This is a genomic window from Nocardia sp. NPDC004711 (assembly GCF_053601595.1).
On record NZ_JBSGCB010000058.1, the window covers coordinates 21,226 to 37,620 of the forward strand.

At 65.3% G+C, this 16,395-nt stretch carries 16 protein-coding genes; 5 read left to right on the forward strand and 11 right to left on the reverse strand.

The window, feature by feature from the left end; all coding sequences use genetic code 11:
- Position 1: 1 nt before the first annotated feature.
- The 11 genes from ACWEKS_RS39405 to ACWEKS_RS39455 form a co-directional block, all read right to left on the reverse strand.
- Positions 2–982, reverse strand: coding sequence for a spirocyclase AveC family protein (locus ACWEKS_RS39405; protein ID WP_452344821.1), 981 nt, complete (start codon positions 980–982; stop codon positions 2–4).
- 32 nt (positions 983–1,014) lie between these two features.
- Positions 1,015–1,707, reverse strand: coding sequence for a hypothetical protein (locus ACWEKS_RS39410; RefSeq protein WP_452344822.1), 693 nt, complete (start codon positions 1,705–1,707; stop codon positions 1,015–1,017).
- A gap of 62 nt (positions 1,708–1,769) precedes the next feature.
- A complete protein-coding gene (locus ACWEKS_RS39415) occupies positions 1,770–2,729 on the reverse strand; it encodes an MlaD family protein (RefSeq protein ID WP_452344823.1) in 960 nt (319 codons plus the stop codon).
- A complete protein-coding gene (locus ACWEKS_RS39420) occupies positions 2,726–3,745 on the reverse strand; it encodes an MlaD family protein (RefSeq protein WP_452344824.1) in 1,020 nt (339 codons plus the stop codon). Before ACWEKS_RS39420 ends, ACWEKS_RS39415 begins: the two co-directional genes overlap by 4 nt.
- Positions 3,746–4,765: an MlaD family protein gene (locus tag ACWEKS_RS39425; RefSeq protein WP_452344825.1), complete on the reverse strand. Its 1,020-nt coding sequence runs from the start codon at positions 4,763–4,765 to the stop codon at positions 3,746–3,748.
- A gap of 7 nt (positions 4,766–4,772) precedes the next feature.
- On the reverse strand, positions 4,773–5,795 hold the full coding sequence (locus tag ACWEKS_RS39430) for an MlaD family protein (RefSeq protein ID WP_452344826.1): 1,023 nt from the start codon (positions 5,793–5,795) through the stop codon (positions 4,773–4,775).
- On the reverse strand, positions 5,780–6,793 hold the full coding sequence (locus ACWEKS_RS39435; protein WP_452344827.1) for an MlaD family protein: 1,014 nt from the start codon (positions 6,791–6,793) through the stop codon (positions 5,780–5,782). The genes ACWEKS_RS39430 and ACWEKS_RS39435 overlap by 16 nt, the downstream gene beginning before the upstream one ends.
- Positions 6,790–7,896 carry an Mce family protein gene (locus ACWEKS_RS39440; protein WP_452344828.1) on the reverse strand — a complete coding sequence of 369 codons (1,107 nt, stop codon included), beginning with the start codon at positions 7,894–7,896 and terminating at the stop codon, positions 6,790–6,792. The genes ACWEKS_RS39435 and ACWEKS_RS39440 overlap by 4 nt, the downstream gene beginning before the upstream one ends.
- A 3-nt stretch (positions 7,897–7,899) precedes the next feature.
- Positions 7,900–8,700, reverse strand: a complete 801-nt coding sequence (locus tag ACWEKS_RS39445; RefSeq protein ID WP_452344829.1) for an MlaE family ABC transporter permease — start codon at positions 8,698–8,700, stop codon at positions 7,900–7,902.
- Positions 8,701–8,704: 4 nt separating this feature from the next.
- Complete coding sequence (locus ACWEKS_RS39450; RefSeq protein ID WP_452344830.1) at positions 8,705–9,598, reverse strand: ABC transporter permease; 894 nt, start codon at positions 9,596–9,598, stop codon at positions 8,705–8,707.
- Between the two features lie 338 nt (positions 9,599–9,936).
- Positions 9,937–11,628: a phytoene desaturase family protein gene (locus tag ACWEKS_RS39455; RefSeq protein ID WP_452344831.1), complete on the reverse strand. Its 1,692-nt coding sequence runs from the start codon at positions 11,626–11,628 to the stop codon at positions 9,937–9,939.
- A 247-nt stretch (positions 11,629–11,875) separates the two neighbouring features.
- Here ACWEKS_RS39455 and ACWEKS_RS39460 point away from each other — a divergent pair, with 247 nt between their 5' ends.
- The 5 genes from ACWEKS_RS39460 to ACWEKS_RS39480 all read left to right on the forward strand — a co-directional run bounded on the left by ACWEKS_RS39460 (position 11,876) and on the right by ACWEKS_RS39480 (position 16,376).
- Positions 11,876–12,592: a hypothetical protein gene (locus ACWEKS_RS39460; RefSeq protein WP_452344832.1), complete on the forward strand. Its 717-nt coding sequence runs from the start codon at positions 11,876–11,878 to the stop codon at positions 12,590–12,592.
- On the forward strand, positions 12,589–13,194 hold the full coding sequence (locus ACWEKS_RS39465) for a cytochrome c oxidase subunit 3 (protein WP_452344833.1): 606 nt from the start codon (positions 12,589–12,591) through the stop codon (positions 13,192–13,194). The genes ACWEKS_RS39460 and ACWEKS_RS39465 overlap by 4 nt, the downstream gene beginning before the upstream one ends.
- Entirely contained in the window at positions 13,191–13,454 is a 264-nt protein-coding gene (locus ACWEKS_RS39470; protein WP_452344834.1) for a cytochrome C oxidase subunit IV family protein, read from the forward strand. The genes ACWEKS_RS39465 and ACWEKS_RS39470 overlap by 4 nt, the downstream gene beginning before the upstream one ends.
- A 514-nt stretch (positions 13,455–13,968) precedes the next feature.
- Entirely contained in the window at positions 13,969–15,483 is a 1,515-nt protein-coding gene (locus ACWEKS_RS39475; RefSeq protein WP_452344853.1) for a PEP-utilizing enzyme, read from the forward strand.
- Positions 15,480–16,376, forward strand: a complete 897-nt coding sequence (locus ACWEKS_RS39480) for a hypothetical protein (protein ID WP_452344835.1) — start codon at positions 15,480–15,482, stop codon at positions 16,374–16,376. The genes ACWEKS_RS39475 and ACWEKS_RS39480 overlap by 4 nt, the downstream gene beginning before the upstream one ends.
- The last annotated feature ends 19 nt before the right edge of the window (positions 16,377–16,395 follow it).

Sequence of the window (16,395 nt, forward strand, 5' to 3'; positions counted from 1 at the left end):
CTCAGCCCGCGCGCATGTACGACGGCAGGTCGACCACGGAGTCACCGGCCAGCCCTACCCAGTTGGTCGGCAGGTGGTAGATCAGAATCGTTGCGACCGAACAGAATCCGATGACGGCCAGGGTTCGGATCGGTCCCTGCCACCGCGCCGGCCAGCGCTCGAAGCCGCGCTCGACCGGTGACATCCCCTCGGGATGCTCCTGGGCCGCCATGCGCATCCACGTGTACAGACAGCCCAGGGTCGCCACGAAAATGGCTTCGGTGAGCGGGAATTGGTGGATCTGCCCGGGCCAGAGGGTGAGCACGCGGAAGGTCCGCACGTACGCGTACGCGTGTGTGGCCCGCATGATCACGACCTCGACGACGAGATCGAAGAGGAATTCGCCGAGCCAGACCAGGCCGAACAGCGTCACGTTGCTCATGCCCGGGAACCGGGTGCGCAGCTTGTTCGCGTAGACGCAGGCGACGATCGCGACCCCGGCGCAGAAGTAGACGTACATCGGCGGCCCCCACAGCAGCGCCTCGGCGTACCGCCCGGACACCGCCGGGTCGTGCAGGGGCATGAACGGCGACCAGCTACCGAGGTTGACGCTGTGGGCGTTCCAGGCGAAGACGTAGGCGCGCAGGTTGAGCACCACGTCGGCCGCGAACGCCACCAGCCCGCCCAGGACGAATTTGCCGTCCAGGCTGAGCTTTCCGGTGGCGCGCCGGGGTTTGACGACGCAGAACCACAGGAAGCCGGCGAGCACCGCGGTGCTGGCGACCTCCAGCACGCGGATGCCCACCAGCCGCCACGGCTCCAGTTCATCCGGGCCGAGCACCGGGGCCGGCGCGAACTGGCCGTCCGAAAGCATCCAGCGCACATACGCTTGCGCGCTGATGATCAGCCAGACCGCACCGGCCAGGGCCCATACGGTGACAGCGCCTTTACGGCGGTCGTCGGTCGGTGCCGTCGTGGCGACGACGACGTCAGGGTTTGTCATGTAGCTCTCCGAACGAGAGGGTGCCCGGTGGGTCATTTCGGTTGCTGCGGCGTCTGCGGGGACGAACCCTTGGGCGCGAGAGCGGAATCGATGCCGCCGATGTCGGTGATCACCCAGTTGTTCCGGCTGTCGATGGTCAGCTGGTAGGTGGCCGTCGACTGGATTCCGTCGGGCGCTTGATTGTTCTTCGTCAGCACGCTGACGAAACAATCGATCGAGTACACACCGTTCGACTCCGACAGTGCCTTGGCGGCGACCGGCTTGGCAGTCGAAACCCATTGCAGCGGTGAGATGATCTGCTCCATCGAGGACGCGGCCTGGGTCAGCCGGTTCGACAGTTCGGGGCTGGTGCCCTTGGTCAGCCGCGAGCGCCAGGCCGCCAGATCATGGAAGTCCATATCGGCGGCCGCCGTCGCATAGTCGAGCGCGACCTGCTCGGCATGGGCGCGATGCGAGTCGGCGGCACGCATGCTGTCGACGTCACTCGATTTCGCGTGCACCTGCCAGCCGAGGACGCCGGTCGTGACAACCAGTGCCGCGAGCACTCCGCCTGTCACGAGCGTCTTGAGAGTGACGGTGGATTCGCCCGCCAGCCGGCCGCGGCGGACCGCCGCGCCGAGGTGCGAGCGTCCGGCATCGCCTTTCGCGGTGGTCGCGTCGATCCCGGATGCGGTGGAGTCCTCGTCGCGAAGGGTGTCGTCCAGCACTGCTGATTTCTTGCTCATGTCCGTGTTCTTTCCTGAAATGTCTTGTCGGCGTGGAATTTCGGTCGACATGCGGCGCGGTATCACCTCCCCGGGATCTGGACGTGGATGGCCACCGCGTCACCCGAGGCGGTCGCGGCGAGGGCGTTGTCGAGGACCTGCCCCAGATTCACCGTCCGCATCGCGGCGGCCCCGGCCCGGACTCCGGGCAGCAGATCGACACCGAGTACCTGCAGATCCCCGGCGGACTTGTCGAGGAAGCCCTGCAGATCGTCGAGGAACGGACTGGCACCGTATTTGATGCCGTCGCGCAGCGGCCCGAAGTCGACCGCGAAGTGCATGCCTTCGATCACGTCGGTCAGACCGTGCGCGAAACCGACCATGTCGGGCGTGGCGCCCGCCAGATCGCCCGGTACCGAATCGCTCTGCAGCAGCAGCGGCTGCATGGCCTTCAGCAGTGTGGTGAGATTCCCGGACTGCTGAGTAATGGTGGACGCGAGGAGTTCACCGGCCTGGCTCAGATCGCCGAGGACCCGGCTGTCGCCGGGGAGAGCGACGTCCAGCATATGGAAGATGTCCTGAACCCGTTGCGGATCAACCTGTTCCAGCAGCCGCGTGAGCCGTGCCGAGAGCTCCTTGAAGGTCGTGGGCACGACGATCTGCTTCGTGTCGATGGTGGCGTGATCGCCCAGGTAGGGCCCGGCCTCGCTGTCGGGCAGCACGGCGAGGTAGGTCTCGCCGAGCGCCGAGAGGTTGTCGATCCGGAAGCGGCTGCCGGCGGGAATGTGATACCCGTCGTCGTATTTCAACGCGACCTCGATATGGTCGGCCGACGCGTCGACATCGGTGACGGTGCCGATCGCCACCCCGCGCAGCAGGACCCGGGACCCGGCCACCAGGCCGTTGGTGTCCGATACGGCCATCATCGCGGTTTTCGTGTGTTCGAATGCGCCCGTTCGCAATCCGAGATGGTTCATGTACACGAACGAGGAGGCGGCGATGACCGCCATGCCCAGCACGGACACTGCCGTCCGGTTGATCATTTCACGGCCCCAAGCATGCGCAGGACGTTCTCGACGTCGCCGATGAGCTGATCGCCTTGCGGCGCTTCGACCGAGCGGATGTTCACCGATGGATGCTGGACGAACGGCAGTAGCGTCGCTCGCAGGAAGGTGGAGAGCTTGTCCGTGGTCGCCGGTCCGTCGTCCCACAGTGCGCGCAGCGTTCCGCCCGCGCTCGCCAGGGAATCGAGCATGGGCACCATCCACAGGCCGCCTTCGAAGATGCTGCCGATGGACGGCAGTACCAGGCTGACATAGGAGACGATGCTGACGGCCCACCGCCGCCAGAAGTACGTTCCGGAATGGGTGCTGTCGTCGGTGAACATGGTGGACAGCAGCGACGATTTGCCATCGATCGCGACGGCCGTGGCGTCGAATCCATTGAGCATCCGGTCGATCTCGCCGGTGTGCTGGGACAGGTCGCGCAGATCGGTCGACACGACCGAGGCCAGCTGCCGCACATCCTGCATCGCGGGCATCACCGAGTTGATGCGGCCCATCGCGTCTTCGACCTTCTGGATGCTGCCGCCATTGACGAAGTAGGCGAGCACCGCCATGGTGTCCTCCAGTTGCGGCGGCGAGGTCGTCCGGCTCGCGGGAACGGTGCCGCCCGGATCGAGGAATGCGGTCGCGGGGTGGTTCGGGTCCTGATCCAGTGCGATGTAGGTGTCACCCAGCAGGGTGTTCTGCCGGATCACCGCCCGGATGTCCGCGGGCACCCGGGTACCGGATTTCAGCTCGGCGGTCACCGTTACCGCCTGTCCGGCGACATCCACCGCCTTGACCTCGCCGACCTGCAAGCCGTTCATCATGACGTCGGCGCCGGCGGGCAGATTCATCACACTGCCGAATTGCAGGGTGATGTCGTATCCGTTGTCGACGCCGCCGCGCACCGACGGCAGATCGTTGGGCCCCAGTGAGCACGATGTCGTCACGAGGACCGTGCCGCACAAGAAGATCGCGCCGAGCCCGGCCCTGAGCCTCGTCGAATGATTCATCTACTTGCCTTTCGCGAGAACCAGGTCCAGCAGTCCCGTCACCGGGACCGGTGCGCCCGAGCCGATGTCGACCGTCGGCGGCTGATAGCTCATGGTCAGACCGTCCGCACCCGACTGCTGCCGCAGCATCGCGGCCACCGGCGGGATCGACGACAGCAGGCTCGCAATGTCTTTCGACCGTGTCGCGGCGAGATGGATGACATCCGCGACCGGGCCCTTCATGAACGGCCAGATCGCGTCGCCGTAGTTGTGCTGGATGTCATTGAGCGTGGCGACCAGCCAGCCGACGTTGTAGGCGACCGAGGTGGGCCCGGACCACAGGTCGATGCCCGCCGCCAGCACCCCCGGCATCTGGTCCAGGATCGACCGCAGGGTCGCCCAGCGCTGCAGCGCCTCGTCGGTCAGCGGCGCCATATTCATGATGCTGGAACCGATATCGGAGATCAGCCGGTCCGGACTCTGTGCGGCGGAGGCGGCGTGCTGCAGCAGGGCGCGGGCGTTCTGATCGTTGCCGCGCATGGCGTCGTCGAAACCCGCGACCGCCGATTGGAAGCTCTGCTTGCCGTCGGCCGGCGCCATCGCATCGATGAAATCAGCAGCGGATCCAGCGATTTCGGAAATTCTCTTCGGAGTGAAGCTGTGCGACAGCGGAATACAGGAGCCGGAGGCGAGTTGCGCCCCGGATCCATAGTTTCCGACGAGTTCGAGACTGCGATCGGCCAGCAAGGATTTCGACCTGGTCACCGCCTTCGCATCGACGGGGAGCCGACGGTCGGAGGTCAGCGAGAAGGTGACCTCCACGTGGTCGCCTTTCGGCTCGATGCGGTCGATCCGCCCGATCCGGTATCCCATTTGGGTCACCGGGTTTCCGGCGTAGAGCCCGACCGCGTCGGGCATCGCCGCGCAGAAGCCGGACCGGCTCTCCGGTGTGACTCGCGCGGCCACCGCGTAGCCCCCGCCCGCGATGGCGGCGGTGACGCTCACGGCCGCGACCGTGATGATCAGTCGTTTGCGTTTCATGGTCATATCAGCAGGTCCGTCCTGGAACAGGGACGCAGAGCGCCGCGGCCGAGATCGCTCCCCCGCTGACCGTGGCGAGGCCGTCGGGCCCCAGCCAGGCGACGAGCCGGTCCCGCAGGCCCTGCAACTGGTCGATCGCCGGGCCCATGTTCTGCTGGAAGCCCTCGATGGCGCCGCGGATGTTGGTGACCGCGGACAGCACCTCTTCCTTATGGTTGAGATAGAACTTCAGCAGCGGCTGGATCCGGTCCAGCGTGTCGCCGAGCAGGTGGTACGCCTCGTTGAAGCCGGCGTGCCAGGTGTTGTACGTGCTGAGCACGATTTCGATCTGCCGGATCAGCTCGTACACGAAATCCCTGCTGCCATTGAAGGTTTGCAGGTACTCCGCGGCGAGGTCGGTGATGGCGCGGACCTGTTCGCGCTGCTGATCCAGCACGGTCGCGATGCTGTTCATGCCGGAGATCATCGAGCCGATCGATTCCGGATTGTGTTGCAGCGCCTGGGCGACCTGATCGATATCGGCATCGATGGTGCCGCCGTCGACCTTGTCGGTGACCTGGGGAGCGGCTTGCAGGACATCGCCGATCGAGTACGGCACCACGACCCGGTCGACCGGTATCACCGTATCGCCCAGCGCCGCGGTGCCGAGCGGGATCACGGTCACCGCGTAGCCGCCGACCGGGGTCAGCATCCGGACCTGGACCCGCGAGTCGGACCCGATGAAGGTGTCGGCGGCGATCTCGGCCTCCACCCGCACCGTGCTCGGCTGAATGGACACCTTGGTGACCTTGCCGACGGTGATGCCCGCGACGCGGACCTCTTCACCGGTGGACAACGACGAGGCGTCGGTCGTCTCGAACGCGATCGTCTTGCGGTTCAGCGGGTGCAGGTACAGCACGCTCGTGGCCGCGAGCGCGACGACGGCGACGAGGACCACCACCGCGCCGAGCGACATCTCGTTGTGACCGATGCGGCGGACGATCGCCAGCGGGCCGGTGACGCCGGCCGAATTCCTCAGTGCGCGTTGCATACCACGACCTCGCTGTTGTTCAAGAGGACCCGCACCTCGGCCGGAAGGGTGGCGACGCCGTTGCTGCACGCCATCGCACCCGGCTGCGCCGACAGCTGGGGCAGCTGCAGTCCGGCGAAGGCCATCGGCAGCAGCCGCAGGGCGTCGGCAGCGGCGGGCATCGACTGGAACGCCTGCGTCAGCATCGTGTCGACGTCCAAGTCCTTGTTCAAGCCGAGTTCGATGATCAGCTGGTGCACCGGCGCCATGAACTGCGGCCCGAACGTGGCGGTCTTGCGGAACTCGTCCAGTACCGTCATGGCCTTGCCGATCGGAATGCTCAGCGACTGAACGAAATCCATCACCTGGGGCGACCTGCCGCCCATCGAATCCGAGATCCGGGAGAGGTTCGCGGCCAGGGTCGAGATGACCGCTTCGCGGTCGTGCGCCAGATCCGCGAGCTTCTGGACGCTGTCCAGCATCGGGGCCAGACCGCCGCCGTCGCCCTGCAGCAGTGAGATCGCGTTCTGGGTGAAGGTGTTGATCTGATCGGTGCTCATGGTGCTGAGCACGGGCTGTAATCCGTTGAACAGCTGCGTGATATCGAACGAGGGCCGCGTCATCGCGGTGCCCAGGTGATCGACCGGCTTGCCCGCTTGCTCGGGCGTCTCCAGGTCGACATAGCGGACACCGGTGAGGTTCTGGTACTTGACGGCCAGCACCGTGTTGTCCGTGAGGCGGTACGGCTGCTCGAGCGAGAAGCCGACCTCGGCGATGCTGCTGCCATTGCGCCGGACCAGCTCGACCGACTGCACCTTGCCGATGCGCACGCCCTTGGTACGGACGTCGCCGTGCACGTGCAGACCCGACGCGTCGGTGAATTCCGCTGTGTAGCTGGTTGTTCTGCCGTCCACCGGGTTCTTGATGGCATTGATCACGATGACGAACAGCAGTACCGAGACCACCGCCGCGACACCGAGCTTCGCCAGGGTGACGAGAGTCCCGACCTTCGGGCTCATCGCGGCACCTCCGACTGCGGTGCCTGCGGTGCCTGCGGTGCCTGCGGCAGGCCCGTCAGGGCGAGCGGCGCCGCCAGCATCGGCAGATTGTCCAGTACCAGACGGAGATTCAGGGTCTTGGCCCCGTCCGGACCGCTGAACGCGCCGTTGTACCGGTCGACCAGCGTCGAGAGCTTCCCGAGCGCCGCGCCGCCGTCCAGCAGCTGCGGGACCGTGTCGGTCAGCGCCTGGACCAGCTGCGTCACCGGGGTCAGTTCGGTCTGGTGCGAGGCGAGCAGGCGGCCCGCGGAGCCGAAGAGGTTGTTGGAGGCCAGGTACAGACCCTGGTCGGCCTGGTCCATGGCTTCGTCGTCGACGTGGAAGCCGCCGTCGGGCGCCTTGTTGAAGCTGATGTCGAACAGCGCCCAGAGCGCGTCGACCGTCTGGCCGCTGAAGGCCGGGAGCACCGCGAGGATGTCGTTCGCGTGCCCGAGCAGCTCGCTCGGCATCGCCTGCTGGGTCTTGGCAGCGCGGTCGGCGACCACGATGCCGGTCTGGATCAGCGGGGTCAGTCCGTCGGTGTAGCGGATGACCTTGTCCAGGGTCGTGATCATGGACTCGGTCAGCGTGCCGTCGATGGCCAGCGAACCCTTTTCCAGCATCGTGGACATGGTGAAGTCACCGGCCGGCATGCGGTCGAGCACCCGATCCGCGACCAGGTTGCCACCGCCGGCCTTGCTGACCAGGTTCACCGCGGTGATACCGAAGTAGTTCTCGGGCCGGAAGTCGACCTCGAACGAGTCGGTCAGTCCGTGGATCTGATCCGGTCGCAGCAGCAGGCTCATCCGCAGCGAGCCGCTGCCGGTCCGGTCGAGTCCGGAGACCTCGCCCACCTCGGCGCCGTGCAGAATCACCTTGGTGCCCTTGCCGACACCCGGGCCGACGTAGGGCACGTCGACACTCACCGGTAGTCCGTCGGGTTTCTCGTAGCGGGGGCGGACCCAGACGGCCGCGACGATCGCGATCGTCACCACCACGATCACCGCCGCGGCCGCGACGTTCACCACGCGCGCCTGCTGACTGTCCGTCCCCCGTAAGAAGTCCTGATTTCTCGTCTTCCCCATTGCCTATCCCTTGAAGATCAGAAGCGGGCTCAGCCCCCAGATGGCAACCGTCATGCAGAAATTCAGCACCACGATCGCGACCAGGCTGGCTCGGATCGCCCGTCCCGACGCGGCGCCGACACCGGCCGGACCGCCGCTGGCGAAATACCCGTAGTAGCAGTGGATGATGGTCACCACGGCGCAGAAGGCGACCGCCTTGATCACCGAAGCGCCCAGGTCCGGAAGGCTCAGAAACTGAGCGAAGTAATGGTCATAGGTCCCCGCCGGCTGCGCGTGGAAGGTCTTCACGATGATGCCGCCGGTGATGAAGCTGATCACCAGGGCCATCAGATAGCCCGGCAGCACGACGAGCATGCCGCCGATCAATCGCGTCCCGACCACGAATGGAATCGCTTGCAGGCCCATCGATTCCGTGGCGTCGATCTCCTCCGAGATCCGCATGGCGCCGATCTCCGCCGTCATCCGGCAACCGGCCTGGGCCGCGAATCCGATACCGGTGACGATCGGTGCGATCACCCGGATATTGCCGAATGACCCGATGATGCCGGTGAGCGGACCGAAGCCGAGCAGGTCCAGCGCCATGAACGCCTCGATCGCCACCACAGCGCCGACCGCCACACCGAGGAAGAACATCAGGCTCACCACGCCACCGTCGACGATGAGCGAGCCGCTGCCCCACGCCATATTGTTCATGGTTTTCCACGTCGCCTGGCGATAGTGACGAATCGTCTTGGGCAGCAGGTAGATCGTCTTGGTGACGAAGACCGTCACCTGACCGATTTCACCGAAGGCACGAGTAATCATTCGTTCACGCCAACCGTGCCGGGAAGAACATCATCTGCAGCTGGCTCACCAGCAGATTCGTAATGAAGATGCAGAAGACGCTGAGGACCACGGAGGCGTTCACGGCATTGGCCACGCCCTTGGGCCCGCCCTTCGCCTCCAATCCGCGCAGGCTCGCGATCAACACCACGATCGTCGCGAATATCAGGGCTTTCAGGACGGAGAACACCAAGTCGGTGGGTGTCGCGAAGGCACCGAAGGACTGCCAGAAGCTGCCGGGGACAACGTGATTGACATTGGCGGAGATGATCAGACCCGCGCCCACGCCGGCCGAGATGATGATGATGCACAGCATCGGCGCGATGGCGATCATGGCGAGGAACCGCGGCATCACCAGGCGTTCGACCGGGTCGACACCCATCACGCGCATGGCGTCGATCTCTTCCCGGATCGATCGGGCGCCCAGGTCCGAGGCGATGGCGGAGGCCGCCGCGCCACTCATGAGCAGGCCGGCCGCCATCGGCGCACCCTGCCCGACCACGCCGAGCCCACTCGCGGCGCCGGCCAGCGAGTTGGCTCCGACCTGGTTCATGATGCCGCCGACCTGGACCGACACCTCGGCGCCGATCGGGACCGCCATCAACAACGCCGGCAGCGCGGTCACCTTCAACAATGACCACATCTGCTCGATGACCTCATGAATCGGCATACGCAGCTTGATCGAATCCACAACGGCATACCGCACCACCGCGGCGGTCAATTCCGCAGATCTTCCGATAGTGGCGAGAGAGCGCTTCGGCGACTCTTTCACATAATCAACGACCCGAGCCCCGAATCGCGGACGCTGCCGTATCGCCGGTGGTTCCATTGGTTTCTGGGCCGGTTCCGGAGCAACTACCGGCTGCAATGTAGCCGTCATCGTTTATCACGCATTCCTAACTTGAAGACTGTTTACTTCAGATTAAAAACTGAGGATGAGCAGGGGCTCCTTGCCTTCCATCTCATTCGGAATATGTGACATACGATCCCGGCATCCACGATATGTGGTCGGCGTCACTACACGGTCAGCATAGCATAAGTCGGCTTACGTGCAAGACCGTTCGATGCGAACTGAAAAATTCAACCGGAATGTTTCAACAAAAACGGAATACCGTAGGATTTAATAACCGACCATAAACACAACTGCCCTCCGATTCACGAAAGTGAACCGGAGGGCAGTATTTCGAATTGTGTGCGGGTTTTCCGGCCCGCGGGCTTCTAGTTCGATCCCGCGGCCATGGACTCCACTGCCGCCAGTCGCTCGGAGATGGCCTGCTCCCGCTGCCGCTCGACCGCACGGCCGAACAACCGCAGGCCCTTGTCCTCGGAGCGGAAGTGCTTCAGCATCGCCTTCGCCGCGTTCTGACCGGGCATACCGCTGATACCGGCGACCGGGTGGGTGCCCGAACCGGTGAGGAACAAGCCGGGCACCGGCGTCCGGTAGCCCGCGAAACCCGCGGCCGGCTTGCGCGGTCCGAACCGGGTGATGATCGGGTCGACGTGGTACACATTGCCATCGATCGCCCAGAACCGATCCTGAATATCGGGCAGCGCCAGATCCCGGCGGGCCACCTCGAGATCCTCGACGCCCTCGTAGAAGAGGTTCGCATCCTTGATCACGCTCTCGGTGATCTGCTTCTTGGCCTCGTCCCACGGCAGACGCGGAATGCTGGGCGTCAACCCGCTCCAGAACCAGTACAGGTCGCTGCCGGGAGGCGCCATCGACTCGTCGAATGCCGTCGACACCATGCCCAGACCCGGAACATGTTGCGGCACATCGCCGCGCACGCAGTCACGCATTGCGGCCAGCGTCTGTTCGTAGGTGTGGTACGAGTTGCACGCGACACGCAGGTCGAGACCATCGCCACGCCACTTCTCGTGGCGCGTCATCCGGATCTTGCCCTTCAGCGCGACATTCAGCTTGTAGTCCGTGATCCCGCGCTTCAAGGTCGGGATATTGTCGACGGCCACCTGCAGCTTCGGCGGCAGCACGCCCTGAGGCAGCAAGCGGGTCAACGTGTTTCGCGGGCTGCACGCGGTCAGCACACCGCGGCGAGCGTAGATCTCTTCACCGTTGGCCAGATGCACACCGGTGACCCGGCCGCCGCGCACGATCAACTCGTCGACCGGCGAGCTGGTGCGGATCCGGCCGCCGTTGGACTCGATGCTGGCGATCAGCGCCTTGGGCAGTGCCCCGGTGCCACCGTGGAACATCGCGACGCCGTAGCGGCTCAGCACGCCGAGGTAGATCAGCGACCAACCGCTCAGGTCCTGGTCGAACTGCATGAACGGCAGCGCGATCAACAGGGGCGCGCGGATCATGTCGTGCTCGAAGCTCTCCTCGATCGCCTCGGTCTGCGACGACGCCATCCAGCGGCCGATCGCGACCAGCTCGCGACGGTTCTTCACCATGCCCTTGGCGGCCTGCATGATCGCGCGGATCTCGGGGCGGGTCGGGCTGGTCTGCATCAACGGAATGCCGATCTCGACCGCGGCGTCGATGACGCGGTACAGATCGAGCAGGGCTTCGGCGTCCTTGCGGGAGAAGCGTTTCAGTTCCTCCGCGGTTTTGCGCGGATCGCGCCACAGTCCGAGTGACGAACCGTCGGCCGCCAGCTGATAGTGCGCGGGGTCGATGATGGTCTGCTTCAGACCGAACTTGGCGCTGAGACCGAGTTCCTTGTCGATGTTCGTGGTCCGGAACAGCGATGCCTGCATAGAGGCCTCGTTGATCGTGTAGCCCGGGGCCTCGGGCAGGAAGGGATTGGTCGCGGTCATGCCACCCGCGGTCGAGTGCGCCTCGACGACGAGTACATCGAGACCGGCCTGGGCCAGATAAGCGGCGGCCACCAGGCCGTTGTGCCCAGAGCCGACGACGACGACGTCGGCCACGTTGGAACTGGGTGGCATTGATCGAACCTCTCATTCTTCCGTTGGTGCGGATCCGTCCATGCAAGACGGAATAGAAAATCCGCTGGTCTTACGCGGAGGCGCAGTGCCCACCGCCCGCCGACGTCCGTGATCGGAGCCACCTAAGGTCTCCAGGTAGTGATGCTAGCCACTAATTAACGTTGACGTCAATATCGGCGTCTTCTAATCTAGGTTCGAATCGCTACGTACGCAACGTGGCGACAACGCACGACCCGAAAGGTGCACGATGACCACCGGTGTTCAGAGAGTTTGTGCCCTCAGCGGGCCGCTCTTCGCGGCCTCGCTCTTCGTCGGCATGATCATGGCCGGCCTCTTCCCGCCCAAGCCGCCCGGCTGGTCCGCACAGCAGGTCGCGGAGTTCTGGAGCACCGACGCCGACCTCAAACGGGCCGGGCTGATGATCATCATGATCGGCTCCGGCCTGCTGATCCCGTTCGGCGCCATCCTGGCGGTGCGGCTCAAGAAGATCGAGGGCGCCTCCTCGCCGTTCACCTACGTGATGCTGATCAGCGCCGGCATCAGCTCGGTCGCGATTCTGCTGCCGGTCTTCATGTTCGCGGTGGCCGCCTACCGGCCCGACCAGCGATCACCCGAGCTCACCCAGGCCTTCAACGACGCGGGCTGGCTGCCGTTCGTGATGAACTGGCCGGCTGTCACCGGCATGGCGCTGGCCATCGCGTTCGCCATTCTCGGCGATCGCAGCCGGACGCCGCTGTGGCCGCGCTGGGCGGCCTACTACAACCTGTGGACCGGATTCCTTTTCGCCGCAGGCGGTTTCGCGATCTTCTTCAAGCACGGCGTCTTCGCGTGGAACGGACTGCTGGCCTACTGGATGGCCGCGGTCGTGTTCGGCGTCTGGTTCTTCGTACTGGCCTATCTGCTGTGGACGACCACCGGAGCGCCCGCGACCTCGGACGATGAAGTCGTCGAGGCGGCCCGATGACACAAACCGCCGTCGACCTCGAGGTCGCGGTACCCGCGCGGCGGATTCCCGGCGAGGAGGGCATCTGGGTCTTCGTCATCGGAGACATGACCGTCTTCGCGCTGTTCTTCGGCGTGTTCATGTACACGCGTGGACACGATCCGGCCGCCTTCACACCCGGGCAGCCCGGCCTGGACCGGACGCTGGGCGCGATCAATACGATGCTGCTGCTCACCGGTTCGCTACTGGCGGTCCTGGGTGTGAGGGCCTGCCGAACCGCCCCGGCGCGCACCCGGATGGCGCTGTTCCTGTCGGCGGCCGCGTGTGCGGCGGGGTTCGTCGTCATCAAGGCCGTCGAATGGTCGCATCAGTTCGCCGCGGGCCACACGGTGGGGACGAACGACTTCTATTCGTACTACTTCGTTTTCACCGGCATCCACCTGCTCCACGTGCTCATCGGCATCATCGTTCTGCTGCGGGTCGCGTTCGTCGTCCGCAAGGAGACGCTCGAGGCCCGTGATCACGTGCTCGCCGAGAGCGGCGGGATCTTCTGGCACATGGTCGATCTGCTGTGGATCGTCCTGTTCGCGCTCTTCTATCTGATGCACAACGGAGTGTCATGACCACCACGCGTCGCATTGGCCTGGTGTGGGCCGTCCTGATCGCGGCCACCGGCGTTTCCTGGCTCACCGGAACCGAATTCGGCAATCGTTCCGAATCCGCGGTCACCATCCTGCTGCTGACGGTGTCCTTCTTCAAGATCCGCCTCATCGGCCTGCACTTCATGGAGATCCGCACCGCCCCGCGCGGCTTGCGAGTCTGGTTCGAGGCCTATATCGCCGGCGTGCTCGGGATACTGATCGCCCTGTCCGTCCTGGCATAGCGTGGGTGCCGCCGAGGCGGATGGCCGGCGAGACAACGTTCTCGCCGACCATCCGCCAATTCTGCTGCGGGCCAACCTATTTGATGGGAAGTCCTCGCCTCCAGCGCGCCGCCGAAGACGGTCAGCCTCCGGCACAGTTCTAATTTATGTTAAATTTCGTGCCTCGTCCCGGCGGTCGACATCGACGTTATGCATAACACACGACCGACGCGGAGCGGGCTCACCCGGCGGCCATCAGCACACTTCAGGGTGCATTTTTAGCGACCACACCACGTCCCACGCGAGCAAGAGACGGCCCGGCGCGACACCTGACAGTGTGACCGGGAGCATATATTGACATGAGTGTTAATTAGATTACGCTGAGGCCACCGTGCGCGGTGTGTCATACGAAAGATCAGGACTCATGACCGTATCGAAACCGACCGTGGTCGCCATTCCCAATGCGCTCCACAGCGATTCACCCCCGAACGCCTCGTGGAGTTCCATCAACCTGGCCGAGGCGGTCCCGGGTGTGATGACCCCCTTGTGCGCCAGCGCCTGGGTTCCCGCCAGCGAGCTCGGGCTGCGCGCGCCCTTCTTCGCCATGGGCGCGCTCGACGTCGACCGGCGGCCGATTCCGGCGAATCCGCTGGAACGGATCACCAATGTCTTCTACGGCCGCATGGCGGTCCGGGTCGATTTCCTCTGTGAGATGGGCGATCTGATCCCGGGACAATCCGGCGAGGCGCTCTCGCGGGATTTCTTCGGCTTCGTCCCACCCGATTTCGTCAGCAAGCCGTCGAACCGACGGCTCCCGATGATTCTGATGCGTTATCCCCGAACGCTTCTCGGCATCGCCGACGAGATCGAGCGACGACGGCGCGATACCGACGCCTGGTGGCGGACCGCCATCACCGACAGCGCCGTGTTCGACCTGAAGGACGCGCAACGACTCCTGGACCAAGCGATGGATCGATTCGCCGACAACCTCGCCATGCAGGCGGTGGTCAGCGCGTGCGCGATTCAACCGGTCTACGAACAGCTCACCACGATGGCCACCGCCGCCGGCACCGTACCGGCCGACCTGATGCGCGGGCACGGATCACACGAGGAGAGCGCGGTCCTGTCCGACCTCTGGGCAGTCTCGCGTGGGCGTCTGGAGCTGCCCGAATTCCTGTGCAGGCACGGATATCACGGCCCCGGCGAGGGCGAACTGTCCACCACGGTGTGGCGCGAGGACCCGTCGCCGATCCTGCGCATCATCGATCAGTACCGAACCCTGGACGACACCGCGGCACCCGAGCAGACCGAGGCCGATTCCGTCAGTCGCCGCGAGGCGGCCGAACGCCGACTGTTCGCCAATCTCCCGTGGTCGAAGCGGCTGCCCGCGCTGCTGCTCCTGCGACTGGCACGCCGGTTCGTGCCGCTGCGCGGCGTCGGCAAGGTCTCCTACCTGCAAGCCCTCGACGTCATCCGGGCGTGCGCCCGGCACATCGGCGCGCTGCTGGTCGCGACGGGCCGGCTCGAAACCCCCGACGACGCTTTCTATCTCACGCGCGCGGAGATCACCGGCTCGCTCGGCGGGGACCTCCGCGCGATCGTGGACCGGCGCCGTACCGATCGGAGGCTGTACCAGTCACTCGAGGTCGAGACCTCCTGGACCGGTACGCCCGTCGCGACACCGATCGAGGTTCCGGCGCGGGAACGAACCAGCACCTTGTCCGGTGTCGGCGCCTCACCCGGTGTAGTCGAAGGACGCGCCGTGGTGGTGCTCGACCCGTCCGACGCCGAGATCGACGCCGGCGACATTCTCATCGCACACACCACCGACCCGTCGTGGGTCTCGCTGATGTTCCTGTCCGAGGCCCTGGTCGTCGATATCGGCGGCATGCTCAGCCACGCCGCCGTGGTAGCGCGGGAACTCGGCATCCCCTGCGTCATGAACACCAAGAACGGAACACAGGTCATCCGCACCGGTGACGTCGTCCGCGTGGACGGCGCCAGCGGCTGTGTGGAGATCATTCGCACCACCGAAGGAGATTCTCTGTGAACGCCAGCCTCACCACGACCGCGGCCTGGGGCCCGCTCGCCGAACCCATCCACACCGACGCCGCGGCGCCGGGCGATCCGGTCTGGAAAGACAATGCGTACCTGTCGTTCTGGGATACCGACGCCGAGGTCTTCGGCACCCTGCACGTGTCGACCTCCCCCAACGACGAACGCGGGCGCCGCACGCGCTGCAGCATGTCGGCGGGCGGTCGCACCGCCGAGATCATCGAACGCCTGGAACCCGGCAGCTTCACGAGTTCCTCCATCGACTTCGGGCTCGACGGGGTGGTGCGGGTCGAGCACCCCGATCTGACCTTGGAATTGACCAATACGCCGCTGTTCGTGCCCGCGGACTACGCGGTCGGCGGACTCATCCCCGAACTCGTCCCCGGCAAGCCGCTGCAGCACTATCAACAGGGCTGTGCGATCGCCGGGACCGCGACCTTCGCCGACGGCACGACCCACACCTTCCAGGGCTACGGAATGCGCGACCGCACGTGGGGATTCCGCGACGAGTCGGCCCAGTGGATCGAGTACGCCGGCCTGATCGCCGTGTCCGAGGACAGTTTCCTCACGGCGATGAAATTCCTCGGGGCGGACGGCACGGTACGCGGCGACGGCTTCTACATCACGGGCGAATCGTCCACTCCCATCACCGGTATCGCCTTCGCTCGCGACGCGGCCGCACAGTTCGTGCGGGCGACGCTGACGCTGGCCGACGGCTCCGAACACGTCGCGCACCTCGCCGATCGCGCGGCCGGGTTCTGGGTACCGATGGGCGCGGCGAGCGAAGGCCCCGCCTTCGGCACCTACGACGATTTCATGCGGCTGGTCCTCGATGGCCGACCGGGTGCGGGACTGTTCGAACAGGGCATCCTGCACCGCGTTTGGTGATCGACCGGCACCGACCAGG